This is a genomic window from Desulfosarcina variabilis str. Montpellier, from assembly GCF_048565275.1.
Taxonomy (GTDB): Bacteria; Desulfobacterota; Desulfobacteria; order Desulfobacterales; family Desulfosarcinaceae; genus Desulfosarcina; species Desulfosarcina variabilis.
In genome coordinates, this window is the sequence record NZ_CP159846.1 from 3,640,036 (window position 1) to 3,653,933 (window position 13,898).

General features: G+C 52.1%; 11 protein-coding genes. 3 read left to right on the plus strand and 8 right to left on the minus strand.

Going from position 1 to position 13,898, the window contains the following annotated elements; genetic code table 11:
• Nucleotides 1–36 precede the first annotated feature (36 nt).
• Nucleotides 37–2,499 carry an HD domain-containing phosphohydrolase gene (locus tag Dvar_RS16540; RefSeq protein ID WP_419662790.1) on the minus strand — a complete coding sequence of 821 codons (2,463 nt, stop codon included), beginning with the start codon at nt 2,497–2,499 and terminating at the stop codon, nt 37–39.
• Between the two features lie 136 nt (nt 2,500–2,635).
• Between Dvar_RS16540 and Dvar_RS16545 the strand changes: the two genes are divergently transcribed.
• Both Dvar_RS16545 and gdhA read left to right on the plus strand, forming a co-directional pair.
• The gene (locus Dvar_RS16545; protein ID WP_419662791.1) at nt 2,636–5,617 is read left to right on the plus strand and encodes a DUF5752 family protein; all 2,982 of its coding nucleotides are present in this window, start codon (nt 2,636–2,638) and stop codon (nt 5,615–5,617) included.
• A gap of 115 nt (nt 5,618–5,732) precedes the next feature.
• A complete protein-coding gene (gdhA, locus tag Dvar_RS16550) occupies nt 5,733–7,082 on the plus strand; it encodes an NADP-specific glutamate dehydrogenase (RefSeq protein WP_419662792.1) in 1,350 nt (449 codons plus the stop codon).
• Between the two features lie 102 nt (nt 7,083–7,184).
• On the opposite strand, the gene Dvar_RS16555 is transcribed toward gdhA, so the two are convergent.
• The 3 genes from Dvar_RS16555 to Dvar_RS16565 form a co-directional block, all read right to left on the minus strand.
• Nucleotides 7,185–7,388, minus strand: a complete 204-nt coding sequence (locus Dvar_RS16555) for a cold-shock protein (protein WP_419662793.1) — start codon at nt 7,386–7,388, stop codon at nt 7,185–7,187.
• Nucleotides 7,389–7,608: 220 nt separating this feature from the next.
• Nucleotides 7,609–7,971 carry a hypothetical protein gene (locus Dvar_RS16560; RefSeq protein ID WP_419662794.1) on the minus strand — a complete coding sequence of 121 codons (363 nt, stop codon included), beginning with the start codon at nt 7,969–7,971 and terminating at the stop codon, nt 7,609–7,611.
• Between the two features lie 293 nt (nt 7,972–8,264).
• Nucleotides 8,265–8,663, minus strand: coding sequence for a YcbK family protein (locus Dvar_RS16565; RefSeq protein ID WP_419662795.1), 399 nt, complete (start codon nt 8,661–8,663; stop codon nt 8,265–8,267).
• Nucleotides 8,664–9,035: 372 nt separating this feature from the next.
• On the opposite strand from Dvar_RS16565, the gene Dvar_RS16570 reads away from it, so the two are divergent.
• On the plus strand, nt 9,036–9,344 hold the full coding sequence (locus Dvar_RS16570; protein ID WP_419662796.1) for a hypothetical protein: 309 nt from the start codon (nt 9,036–9,038) through the stop codon (nt 9,342–9,344).
• A 17-nt stretch (nt 9,345–9,361) separates the two neighbouring features.
• Here the strand turns inward: Dvar_RS16570 and Dvar_RS16575 are convergent, their stop codons facing one another.
• The 4 genes from Dvar_RS16575 to Dvar_RS16590 all read right to left on the minus strand — a co-directional run bounded on the left by Dvar_RS16575 (nt 9,362) and on the right by Dvar_RS16590 (nt 13,894).
• Nucleotides 9,362–10,207, minus strand: coding sequence for a histidinol-phosphatase (locus Dvar_RS16575; protein WP_419662797.1), 846 nt, complete (start codon nt 10,205–10,207; stop codon nt 9,362–9,364).
• A gap of 51 nt (nt 10,208–10,258) precedes the next feature.
• Nucleotides 10,259–11,380 (minus strand): DNA alkylation repair protein, encoded by a 1,122-nt coding sequence (locus Dvar_RS16580; RefSeq protein ID WP_419662798.1) that lies wholly within the window; start codon nt 11,378–11,380, stop codon nt 10,259–10,261.
• A 33-nt stretch (nt 11,381–11,413) separates the two neighbouring features.
• On the minus strand, nt 11,414–13,042 hold the full coding sequence (locus Dvar_RS16585) for an FAD-binding protein (RefSeq protein ID WP_419662799.1): 1,629 nt from the start codon (nt 13,040–13,042) through the stop codon (nt 11,414–11,416).
• A gap of 81 nt (nt 13,043–13,123) precedes the next feature.
• Entirely contained in the window at nt 13,124–13,894 is a 771-nt protein-coding gene (locus Dvar_RS16590) for an electron transfer flavoprotein subunit beta/FixA family protein (protein ID WP_419662800.1), read from the minus strand.
• Nucleotides 13,895–13,898 lie beyond the last annotated feature (4 nt).

Consider the following 13,898-nt stretch of genomic DNA (forward strand, 5'->3'; position numbering starts at 1 on the left):
GACCTGTGCATCTCGCTTTTAGCCTTTAGCAATTAGCTATTGATTGTGAGCCGTTGACAGGTACAGGCTCACATCCACCTCATCAATCTGGTCGGAGGTTAGATACTTCACGGCGTAAGTTTGAAAAACGCCGCTGCTTAAAAACAAGTCGAAAAGATCGGCATCAATATGCTTTTCGTCTCGCATCAGACTCATGATGCGCAATGCCTCGCTTAAACACTTGGGGGATTTATAGGGACGATCAGCTGCGGTCAGGGCCTCGAAGATGTCGGCGATGGCCATAATGCGGGCGGGGATCGACATCTCTTCTTTTTTTAAGCCCCTTGGATAGCCGGTGCCGATCATGGTTTCATGGTGGGCACCGGCGAATTCGGGTACATTTTTAAGATACTCTGGAAATTCAAGCCTGCCCAGCATGATAATGGTTTGAATGATGTGCGCGTTGATTTTAAACCGGTCTTCCGGTGACAGGGTTCCTTTTCGTATACTGAGATTATATATCTCTCCCAGGTTATACTGGAGCTGAGGAACCGGCATGGTGAAGTCATGGGCATGGTCTTCAAAAGGGGGTGGATCACTGCGGGGGATCATGTGCTCGGGCTTGTCGGCAAGGACGTGCTCGACCACTGGCAACCGGGGAGAGGGCTGCCTGTTTTTAAGGGACGCTTCATCCTGGGAAATGCCGATACGATCATCCAGGTAACGCAGCCAGGTGCGCGCCGCGATGCGGTTCAGGCGCTCGATTTTTTCATCAGCCATGAATTCACCCCCGATATTGCACTCGGCAACAAAGGCAAAATCATCGGCGATCTGTTGCTGGGTTTCCTGCAACCTTGCTTCCAGTTGTTCGGTGTCGGTCTCACCGCCCAGTTGGCTGCGATAAAACTCAATTTGCGCATCTCTTAAAAGGACTTCGAAACGCATGCGGATTTCGTGGATGCGGTTATAGATGGTCTCCAGTTTGGTGGCCTTGTCCACCACATACTCGGGGGTGGTGACTTTTCCGCAGTCATGCAGCCACGCCGCGACCTCGAATTCCCAGCGCTCGTCTGCCGTGTCCATGGTAAAATCGGCAAAGGGTCCGTCATCACGCTTACATGCCGCATCGGCCAGCATCTCGGCAACCACCGGCACCCTGGCGCAGTGACCGCCGGTATATGGCGATTTGGCATCGATGGCACCGGCAATCAGCTTGGTAAAGTCATCAAACAGCTTACGCTGCTGCTCCAGTAGATGACGAATTTTGGCTTTCATGAGAAAGAAGGCCTTGATCAGGGAGTGAATTTCCTTGATGCTCGAATCAAAGGGTTGAGATTCACTGAAATCAGACAGCTGAATTTTGATGGACTCACGTTCCAATCGCATGAGGGATGAAGAAATTTTGCGCGATATCAGAAAGGATAAGGGTAGCATGACCAGTAAGACCAAACCGGAGAATAGAAAAATGCGTTGTCGCATACGCTGGATGTGACCCGTAAAATCAGAAACCGGAGCAATGGAAGCGATGATCTGGTCAAATTTTAGTGCGGCCTTGATGGGGGTGCAGCGAACCAAGTAGGCCATGTCGTTGATGGTTATTTCCAGTGTGCGGTCCATCAACCGGTCTGCCTGCTGGCGGTATTGGGCCACAACCGTGCGGACCCGCGCATCAGCGGATTCTTGTGCGTTGAGAAAATTCAGTCCATTGCCGGCTTTGATCGGGTTTTCCTCGGGGTTGGCAATGATGCGGCCGTCGCGATCAAAAAGAAAAAGGATGCCCTGATCGGATATTTTCTGCCTTTCAAGGGACCGGGTAAACCGGTCCAGCGTGACGTCGGCACCAAATACGCCGCCGCCATGGAGCAATTGTTCCGCACAGGTGATGCCGGGAAGCCGGGTGGAACTGAATACATAGGGTTTGGTGAAAAAGGCGCCGGTTTCCTTCTGAGCCCGGTTATACCAGGGACGTTTGCGGGGATCGTAACCCGGATCCAGGTTGTTCATCTCGCCTATCACCTGTCGATTTTGATCCAGGAAACACCAGCGCTGCTGGCGGATGCCGGATGCATCGACGGTGATGGTTCGCAGAACGTAATAGGTTGCCTGGGGTGCGCCGAACAATTGGCGAAATTCCGGTTTATCCCTGACGGCAACAAGCTGGATGAAACTGCCATCCGCATAGCCGCAATAGGTGGAAAATAAAAAATCATGAAAGGATAATGCCTTGAGCATTACCGGCATGGCCGGGTGGGATAGGCCGTTTTGGCTGGGGGGATTCTGCATGCCGGGCATTCGCGCCGCTGAGCCGGCGAGAATAGCTACCGATTCCAGGGCGTGTTCATAACGCTTAAGGGTTTTGGCATTGATTTCGGTAAAAAGTCGGTCGGCCATCTGGACTGCGGCGACTTTGCTTTCACGATGACTGATCCATAAAAACAGACCACTCAGCGCCACAACAATGATCACCACCAGGGTCGTGATGCCAACATAAAACGGGAGACGTTTTTTTTGATCGGGCATTTCGCTTCCTCTTAAATGATTGTCTTATCAATGCCGACCGTTTCTTTTTTAGCCGTTTTTGGTTATGATAATAACTGTGAAGGATGTAAAAGATCAACATGTGAAACGCGCATTGTCAGGGGAAGGGGAGGGTCCCATGACGCTAACCACAAAACCTTTTGTCAACGAGTCCGATTCCCGGTTTAAGCTTTTTCATGAGCTGATGGCGAAGAAGGTTCGCAATATTTTGTTGGTGTCCACGCCCTATGACGCCTGGATCATGGAGGAGGATTGCCGGCTGTCCGAGCGTATCGTCAATGAGTACCGGGGACTCAATCTCAGCCAACCCCCACGGCTTAACTGGGTTTCCTCTGCCGAGGAAGCGCTTGCGGCCCTTGAGCACCACCCCTTTGACATGGTGATCACCATGCCGCGCCTGTCGGACATGGGCGCTGCCGCGTTCGGCTATCGGATCAAAGAAAAGGCGCCCCATATTCCTGTTATTTTGCTTTCCCACGATGCGATCCCATCACCGGAAATGGTCGAGGCCAACCAGGCACCGGGAATCGACCGTACCTTTATCTGGTCCGGTAATACGGAGATCCTGGTGGCCCTGATCAAAAGTGCCGAAGACCGGATGAATGCTGACGCTGACACGCAATCGGCTGATGTTCGCGTGATTCTGTTTGTGGAGGATTCACCCTATTATCTTGCCTCCCTGCTGCCCATTTTATACCGCGAACTGGTGATCCAAACCCAGGCGGTGATGGAAGGAACCCTCAATGAGGAACACCGGCTGGTGACCATGCGGGCGCGTCCAAAAATTCTGGTGGCCGGCAATTATGAGGAAGCGCTTTCTTTATATGAACGGTTCGAGTCCCATGTGCTGGCCGTGATTTCAGATGTTCGTTTCCCCAGACACGGCGCTTTGGATGAATCCGCAGGCGTGGATTTTCTCAAGCATGTAAGGGCGAAACGGTTTGATATCCCCTTGCTGCTGACCAGTTCGGAGCCGGATTATGCCGGCCGGGCAGCTGCTGTCCCGGCCGTTTTTGTGGACAAGAATTCAGACACCTTGCACCAGGATGTGCGTCGGTTTGTCAAAGATCATTTGGGCTTCGGTGATTTTATCTTTCGCCTGCCTGACGGCACCCAGATCGGCCGGGCCTCCAATTTAAAGGCCCTTGAAGATCATTTACGAACCCTACCGGAGGATTCATTCAAGTATCATTGCAATCGCAATGATTTTTCGCGCTGGTTGTTTGCGCGCACTGAAACGGTTCTGGCTGCGGCGTTGCGCCCCATTCAAAACGATGATTTTTCTGATGTCGAGACGCATCGCCGTCATCTGATCGACATGATCGCCGAGAGCCGGAAAAAACGACAGAAAGGAATTGTCGCTGATTTCGATGCGGCGGATGCGGATTTTGATACGGAATTTTTTAAAATCGGTAAAGGATCGTTGGGGGGCAAAGCGCGGGGGCTGGCCTTTATTTCCTCCCTGCTTCGACAAAATTCCGAGCTTGGCGCCAAACACAGCGGTGTGGATATCGCGGTGCCCCAGACTCTGGTCATTACCACCGATGGTTTCGAGTCTTTTGTGGAAGATAATCAGCTGCGTTATCTTTCCAAAACAGACCTGCCCGATGAGAAAATTGCCGAGCTTTTTGTGGCGGGGCGCTTTCCCGGTTGGATCGAGGAAAATCTGCGTGGTTACCTGAAGCAAGTCAACTACCCACTTGCCATTCGATCTTCCAGTCTGTTGGAAGATGCCCAATTCAGGGCCTATGCCGGTCTTTATCGGACCTATATGATTTCCAATGACTGCCCGGATCTGGAACTGCGGCTGAAGCACCTCATTCATGCCATTAAACTGGTTTACGCGTCCACCTACTACAAAGGGCCCAAGGCCTTTTCCAAACGGGTCGGCCATCGTACGGAAGAAGAGCAAATGGCTGTGATCATCCAAAAAATGGTGGGGTTCCCATACGGCAGCAGTTTTTATCCGGCCATTTCAGGGGTGGCGCAGTCTTACAATTACTATCCCTTTGCCCGCATGAAGCCCGAAGAAGGTATTGTGACCATCGCCTTGGGGTTAGGTAAAACCGTGGTCGAGGGTGAAAAAACACTTCGCTTTTCACCTGCGCATCCACAAATACTTCCCCAGCGGTCCACGGTGGATGATATCTTGAAGAATGCCCAGCGCCACTTTTATGCCCTGAAATTGCAGCGGTCCTGTCACTATCTGGAAGCCAACGATGGTGCCCATCTGTGGCATCGCGAGTTGAGTGAAGCAGAAGATGAACTGCCGGTCAGGCTGCTGTCCAGCACATATATCGCCGAAGAACACCGCATTCGCGACACCATTCATATCCCCGGCCAACGGGTACTGACCTTTGCCCACGTGCTGAAATACAAGGAGTTCCCCCTGGCCGACATCCTGAAGGATCTTTTGCAGTTGGGGGAAAAGGGCATGGGATGCCCTGTGGAAATGGAGTTCTCGGTCAACTTGGGCGAAAGTAAGGCGCAGCCGTCGCAGTTCGCTTTTCTTCAGCTCAGGCCCATGACGGCGCGGGATGAAATGCAGCAGGTCTATATTTCAAACCAAGAGATCGAAGATGCGTTTTGTTTTTCCCAAAAAGCATTGGGAAATGCCGTAAAACGCGATATGGCGGATATCCTCTTTGTCAAGCCGGACACGTTCGACTCGGCCAAGACAGTGGCCATCGCCAGGGAACTTGCCAGACTCAATGCCACGTTAGTCCGAGAAAATCGGAAATACCTGCTGATCGGCCCGGGCCGATGGGGATCGGCGGACCGATGGCTGGGGATTCCCGTCTTGTGGGCCGATATTTCAGGGGTAGGGGCAATGGTTGAAACGCAGTCGGAAAAAATGGTTGCCGAGCCATCCCAGGGCTCACACTTTTTTCACAACATCACGACCCTGGGGATTAACTACATCACCATTGCCGCAGTCCATGGCGGCCGGCTGGACTGGGAATGGCTGTTGTCCCAGCCCCGGTTGAGCGAAACCCCCCATGTCGCTCACGTAAGGCTTGATACACCACTATTGTTGAAGGTTGACGGTCGGCAGTCCACCTGTGTGATCGTTGCAAAAAATAACCCTGAGGCGCATTAACCCTATCGTTGCATAAAAAGATCAAAAGATTGTCAACGTAGATGAGGCATAAATAACCCCACTGTTGCAAACGCTTTTTTTTGTTAACGCCTGTAACCCCAAAGGGAGGAAAAATATGGCTGATATTCTGCAATGGGTAAAAGACAGGGATCCCGGTGAACGGGAATTCCATCAGGCGGTGATGGAAGTCATGGCCTCGATCCAGCCGGTGATGGACAGAAACCCTGAGTACCGGGCGGCCAAAATACTGGAACGCCTCGTAGAGCCTGAGCGGGTGATTCTTTTCCGTGTGCCCTGGGTCGACGATATGGGCGAGATCCAGGTCAACCGCGGTTTTCGTATTGAGATGAACAGCGCCATCGGCCCATACAAGGGCGGGCTGCGCTTTCACCCCTCGGTGAACCTGGGCATCCTGAAATTTCTGGCCTTCGAACAGGTGTTCAAGAACGCCCTGACCACCCTGCCCATGGGCGGCGGCAAGGGCGGTAGTAACTTCGACCCCAAGGGTAAGAGCGACATGGAGGTGATGCGCTTCTGCCAGAGTTTTATGGCCGAGTTGTTCCGCCACATCGGCCCTGACACGGACGTGCCGGCCGGAGACATCGGCGTGGGCGCCCGGGAGATCGGCTATCTGTTCGGTATGTATAAGAAGTTGAAAAATGAGTTTACCGGCGTTCTTACCGGTAAGAGCCTGAACTGGGGCGGCAGCCTGATTCGCCCCGAAGCCACGGGATACGGATCGGTCTACTTTGCCGCCGAGATGTTAGCCACCCGCGGGCAAAGCCTTTCCGGCAAAACCTGCCTGGTTTCCGGTTCGGGAAATGTGGCCCAGTACACCATCGAGAAACTGCTCGACCTTGAAGCCAAACCCGTGACCTGTTCGGACTCCTCGGGCTATATTTTCGACGAGGCAGGCATTGATCGTGACAAGCTGGCTTTCATCAAGACGCTCAAGAATGTGCGCCGGGGGCGGGTCAAGGAGTATGCCGAGAAGTATTCATCAGCCGTTTACACCGAGGCCGAGCCGGATGCTGAGGTAAATCCGCTGTGGCGCCACAAGGCTGACTGTGCCTTTCCCTCGGCCACCCAGAATGAGATCAGTGCCAAGGACGCCCAGCATCTGGTGGATGGCGGAATTACGGCGGTGTGCGAAGGGTCCAACATGCCCACAGTGCCTGGAGGGATTGACATCTTCATCAACAACAAGATTCTCTACGGGCCGGGCAAGGCGGCCAATGCCGGCGGTGTATCGGTATCGGGGCTGGAAATGACCCAGAACTCCATGCGATTGTCCTGGACCCGCGAGGAAGTGGACAACCGGTTGCAGATGATCATGAAAAGCATCCACCAGACCTGTCTGTCGGCTGCCGATCAGTACGGTACCCCGGGGAATTACATGAACGGCGCCAATATCGCCGGCTTTGTCAAGGTAGTCGATGCCATGCTCGACCAGGGAATCGTTTGAGCCCGACACGGACTATCTGATTAGAAGTACATTAAAAAAGAAAAGAAAACGGCATCCAGCGTTTTAGGATGCCGTTTGTTTTCAGGTGTTGATGGCTTTACGTTAACTTCTGATAACGTTGGCAGCAGCGGGACCACGGTTGGTTTGCTCCACGTCGAAGGTCACCCGGTCTCCCTCCGAGAGGGTTTTGAACCCCTCGGCCTGAATAGAAGAAAAATGAACGAAAATATCGCCCTGACCTCCTTCCTGTTCGATGAAACCAAATCCTTTCTTATCACTGAACCATTTTACAACACCGTTTGCCATTTCTGCAGCCTCCTTAAAAAAAGTAAACAAACCCGTCTCGAACGATGGCGATGGCTGCCGCCAAGAAGCGGAAAATTCCCCATGATTTCAAGACACTCCGATCCAAGGACCGGATAATACACACGCCAAAAAAATTCCAACACGAAAGTTGAAAGCACAAATGCAAGGCGTTTTTAATCGCATGCAATGTTAACGGATGATGGTGGCCGGCACTTTTTGCCTATTGGTCGTAGACTGAGTAAAGCCCCCGGCTGACACGTTTCATTTTCCCCTTTTTACAGGCACGATGAACGATATTGCTGATTTGTTTTTCATTAAATCCTGATTTGTCTCTCAGCGCTTCCACAGTGATGCCTTTTTTAAAGCGTTTCATGATGGTAAGCACCTGATCCGTGGGGGTAAGGCTTCTGACCCTGGCTGCCGGTTTCTTTTTAGCTAACCGCGCTGCTTTTTTCGGTACCGTTTTTGTAGCTGCCGCTTTTTTCGGTGCCGCATCAACTGCCTTGGCCAGGGTTTCAGTTTTGTTGGCCAAGGTACTTAATTGCTTGGCAACGGTTCTTAGATCTTTGGCTAGTTTTTTCATGACCGGAATCCTCCACGTAAAATGGTGTACAAAGGCTTACAAATTACAACCGTATATATGGAGAAAACGAGATGCTACCCGTCCGAAATTGAAATAATCAATGTCGTAGAGCAGCCGCTCGGTTGATTTTGTTAAATAATGCGATGCCGACAAAATTTTGGCTCGCTTAACGCTGTCGGGCTGAGAAAAGATCTTATGATGATCCACGAATTGCCATAAATTCATTTGAGAATAGACGCAACAGATTTCCCAACAACCTATGAGAATGAGCATAATAGATCACTTGAAAAATGTCAAGCTGCCAGAATATCACCAAAAAATGGTTGCCCGTATTTTACCGGGCCAGTATCAAGATGAATAAAGTCAGACTTTGGATAGTAACCGACGCCACCCCATTCTTTCTGGATAGCCACGGGACGAATCGCGGATGTACAATATCCGGGAATTCGCATGTCAATGGCGCGACCTGCCATGTGAAGACTTTTCGGGGGCACGCCTTTGGTGACTTTTCTCAATGCCGCATTTGTAGTTGGGGAACGGTATCCGGAGATAATACTGATGGGGGCACGGGGATTTACTTCGCTGACAATGCAATGAAGCAGATCCAGCGGTTTTGGGGCGATGGGCTTTATTTCTCCGGTGCGGTAATCGCGCATGATATGATTGATTGCGCTATTCATCAGATAGACCATAGTTCTGGAACTGTTTCCAATTTTTTTCAGTATCGTAAATCGTACTGTCCATACTCCCTAATAAGCGGCGATAAAAATGACGATTCGTACTGCCTATTTGGGGAAAGCAATTATTATCAATAAAAACTTAAGGAAAAACACGAACGCTGTCAAGGGGGAATCCTTTGATTTACTCGTTTCCTCTATTTCACGGGCAGGTCTGACAGTTGTCCATCGGGAAAATGAAATTATCCGTTTTGGGTTAAGTTTTCTCTGAATCAACCGATAGTATAGAGATAAACCGCAACCTTCGGAATGCCGTTGGTGTTCATCACGTGTCATATCCATACACGGGGTAGGGTATGGATCGAAACATGTATCAACAGGACCGTCATGGGGAAAAAACAAACCGAACCAACCACACCCCTTATTTCACGTCGAACAGGGATTGATCGCCGCTGGATTACAACAATTAAGTATTATCCGGAACGGCGCAGTGGTAAAGATAGACGCTTAACTCATCACCGTTCATTTTTAGCGCCCATTGATTCAGAGGAGCAGGATGTTCAGAAAAAACCACGTTCCGATAGTCTTTCCAATGATGGCGCGGCAGCGGTTGAAAAATTGGAAGGGTCGACTTCCGAGGAGCCCCTTCCTCGGATACCTGAGAGTGCTGTGGTGGATAGCGCCGACGACGATTGATCGAAAAGTTAGTAATGCTAACGTCTGACTGGGGGATGCCAGGTTGTTGACAAACCGATGGCATTCATGATGTAAATGGCCTGCTGCATGGTCGCGCCGATATCGGCAATGCCATGGGAGTCGTCTCCTGGAACGACCTTAATGCCCATGGCATGAGCCTTTTCAAGAATTGGAGCCGAAAGATAGGGTTCTCTTTCTCCTCTGGATAGGGGGCGCAGGTTAAAATCCAGAATCAGATCCAACTGCTTGATCCGTTCCAGATTTCTGATGATCTTCTCCCAAATGGCGGGTTTGGTCAATCGCGACCGATAGTCCGGGTCATAGATCCGAATAATATCCAGATGCCCGACGACGCGTGGTTTCAAGATATTGATCATATTGAGCTGTTGATCAAAATAGGCCTGGTACAGTCCATCGATGCCCCCGCAGTGATCGGCTGCTAACTGATAGTACTTTTTGCTATAGTCAAAGGGAATGTCGGCAACATGATGAGCAGACCCGACCACGTAATCGGGTGAAAAACGGTTGATCAGCGTTTTTGCCGAATCAAGACTTCCGCTGTAGGTTTCACTTTCAAAGCCCACAAAGATCTGAATATCCTTCGCGTACTGGGCCTGAAGGCGGCGGCAGGTGGTGATATACTCAGCAAAACGCTGGGTGAGTGACGTTGCATTCAGTCCGGCACGCCGCTCTTCGGGATAGACAAATGCATCGGACACGGGCGGCATGTGCTCCGTGATTCCGACCCAGGGGTATCCTTCTCGGATGTAGGCCAGGACAATTTCTTCCAATGTATTTTTTGCGTGGCTGCAAAACTGGCCGCTATGGCCACCATGAATCGATACCGGTTGCGGGGCGTCCATAAAGATTTCCCTTCTTGGTCCGCGTGGGTTTACCCCAATGGTACAAAAGCGTTAGTATTTTCCTTGTAGAAATGCCTGTCGGCGTGTTTCGGGAAATCGCTCAATCGCATAACGCAGCATCGTGCGCGGCATCCGTTGGTAGTGCTTCCTGAGAAAGTCAACCAGCGCTGCTTCATCTTTTTTCCCGGCCTCACGCAGCATCCAGCCCACGGACTTGTGGATTAAATCCTGTTCGTCTTCCATCAGCAGGGTGGCTAATTTGAATGTGTCATCGAGCTGACCGTTGCGGATAAAGTGCCATGTGGAGACGATGGCGATGCGACGGTCCCATAAGCTGGTAGAAGATACTAGCTGATAAAGGACCGTCTTATCGCGATTCAGTAAAAATGCCCCCAAAATCACGTGCGCGGAGGCGTCAACCAAATCCCAATTGTTCACCTGTTGGGTATTTTTCAGATAGAAATCGACGATCTGTTTCTGCTTGGCAGGATCTGATCGGCTAAACTGCTCGGTCAATACGAACAAGGCCAATTGCCGATGTTCGTGAAATGGGGATTGCAGGAGCTCATCGATCACATCCATGCTCGCCGATCGATGCGTTTTGGCCAGCTTGCGTAGTTCAGGAACCCTGATTCCCAAAAATTGGTCGTCCTCGGCATACTCGCCTCTGCCGGTTTTGAAAAACCGACGCGACTTTTGGGCGCGTGTCGGGTTGGCCATGGCCTGCAGGGCCTCTTTGATCGGTGCTGTGGGCGATGGCGGCGCGTCGACGGCAAAATTCTGTTTGAGCAGATTGACAATTGGCAGAAAGGGGGGCGTGGGCATCTCGGACCATTTGAACCAGGCCCAGCATTCGCATTTGTGCGGTTCCTTTACCGTGGCATCGCCGGTTGTCTGATCGGCAATGACGAACAGCGTAATGTAATGTTTTTCTTCTTCATGGAAGATATCATTTGTATAAGGGCCTAATCGGCAGGCGTCGATGGACAGGCCGGTCTCTTCGTAAAGTTCGCGCCGGGCACAGCCCTCAATGGATTCGCCATATTCCAGATGGCCACCGGGGAACTGCCATGTGCCGGCACCATGGGCATTTTTGCGTTTGCCTAAAAGCACACACCCATCCCGAACGACAATGACGGCAACACCGACGGTTGGCCTTTTCTCATCCGCCATGATTTTGCACCTGCTTCCTGCTGATACAATCGATTAAATTGTATACAGGATGACCAGACACCGCGTGATTTCCGACGAGAGGCTTTTCAGCTTATGCGGTGTGTTTGAGTGAAAATGAATGGATTCTCCTTTTTTCAGTGTGTGCACTTTACTGCCCAGGGTGAATTGCAATTCGCCTTCCATGACAAAAATGAATTCTTCACCCTCGTGCTTGTAGGCCACGGGCTTGTGATCATGATGGGGTTCGATGGTGACCATAAAGGCTCGTAAATGATCGTGCTCAGCGCCTGAAGTCAGTGTTTGGTAAGAGTAGTTGCGGGTCCGGTTGACATACGCCTGGGTGCGTTGATCGCGGATGTGTGCTTTTTCGTCGTCGCGCAAAAATGTGCCTGGATCGACCCCGTAGGCACCTGCCAGTCTGAGCATGAATGCCACGGGAGGAGAGATATCACCATCCTCTACGCCGGCAATAAACTCCGGCGTTTGTCCGGTAATTTGGGCCAAATGCTCGGGTGACCAGCCCTGAGCCTCGCGCAGGGATTTGATTTTTTCTCCCAAACTGCCCTTGCCGGTCTGTCCGGTCATATCCGTGCAGACGTCATCGGCCAATTGCCGCATCACTGTCTGCCTGACCTGTGAGATCAGCAAAGGGAGAAATGTGGCGGCATCAGCGACGACACCGATATCGGCTAACCTAAAAATCGGCGCTTGGGGATCACGGTTAATGGCCACGATGGTTTCCGCGCCCATGATGCCGGCGGTATATTGGATCGCGCCCGAGGTCCCGATGGAAAAGAGCAAGCGTGGCTTGATCGTTTTTCCCGTCTGGCCAATCAGCCGGTCTTCAGCCACCCAGTGATTGAGTATCGGCGGGCGGGTTGCCGCCACCTGACCGGCCAAGGCGGTGGCCAGCTGTCGAACCAAACCGAAGTTTTCCATGCTGCCCAGCCCCGCCCCGCCAACAACGACAGTGCGAGCATTTTCCAGTACGTCTTCTGACGTGTCCGCCATTTTCGAGGATACCAGCCGGATTCCTTTGGGTTCAGGGAGGGTCGCCAGGGGAATGTGCTCGATCCGGCCTTTCCGGGTCGAATCCTTTTCTCCGGTGGCGCCTTCGGGCTGCACGGTGGCAAACCCCGTACCATGCCCTTTGGCATAGGTAATCTCGGCCATGATTTCCCCCCCCCAGGCCGGACACAGGCCGATAACGGCACCGTCCTGACCGGGTTTAAGCTCGACGCAATCGGCCATCAATCCGGCCCGCGCCGATGATGCACTGCGGGCCGCCAGATCCCGGCCGAAATCGGTGAGGGGGAATAACACAAGCCTAGGTAAGTGCTGGTCTAAAATCGGGTTTAACGCGTCCGCGAACTGGTGCACCAGGGGTATGCTGAACTGCTCATTCTCAAAAAAATAGACCGTGTCCGCGCCCCAGGCGATGGCTTCATCCGCTACAGTGGCGGTGATAGCACAGGCATCGTCCACAGACGTGGTCAACACTCGGGTGGATTTAGCAGAGGACAATGTAAACAGGATTACTCGATCACCCGTTTGAGCCGCCAAATGGGAGGCTTTTACGAGTACCTTAAGGCTAAGATCCAATAGATGGCGGGTTCTCAGATCGCCGAATACCCAAATTTCGTTGGTGGTTGGTTTGGTCATGGTGGTTAGGTCGCTTACCCAAATATGATTATTTACGGCTTCATGCTGCTCACTTGTCAATTGGCAAATGCCAGCCCCGGACTAACCGATCTGACCGGACGCCGTCAGTCGGCGTACCAGCGCCTCGGCCTTATCTGCTGGAGACCCTTCAATCCAGTCGCAGGTGCGGTCTTTTTTAACCGGTTTCATCGACAGCACGCGTGTCGGGGATCCGGCATCGCCCACTGTTTGGGGATCCAATGCCAATTGCATAGCGCTTACTATTTCAACCTCCTGCTCGTCAAACGCCGTGGCAATCGATCCCAGGGATGAATCCCGTGAGAAAACAGCAGACGGATGAATCGTAAGCGCTGCCGGCAGCATCATTTCGTAGGTTTCCAAGAAATCATCTACCCGGCGCTCCACGGTCAGATGGTCGGTTTGCTTTTCAATACGCATGGCTCCGTTGAGCATGGGCAGGTCCAGAAGCACTGCGGTCTGCGGACCGACCTGGCCGGTGTCACTGTCTGATGTTCGGGTGCCGAAAAGCAGTAGATCAAAAGGGGAAAGAAATTGAATCCCGGCACAAAGGGCTGTCGCCGTCGCCAGGGTATCGGATCCAATCAGGGCCGGATCCGAGAGCAGCACAGCGCGATCTGCACCGGCTGCCAGGGCTTCACGCAGCGTGGCGTCGGCAGTCGGCGGTCCCATGGACAATACGGTAACCGAGCCCTGATAGCGTTCCTTTAACTGGACCGCCATCTCAAGAACCGGGCGGTCAAACGGATTGAAGGCGCATTTATCTGCCGTGCGCACAATTTTGCCTCTGGGGGCGTCGGTAACCACCGATTTGATACAGACGATGATATTCAATGGT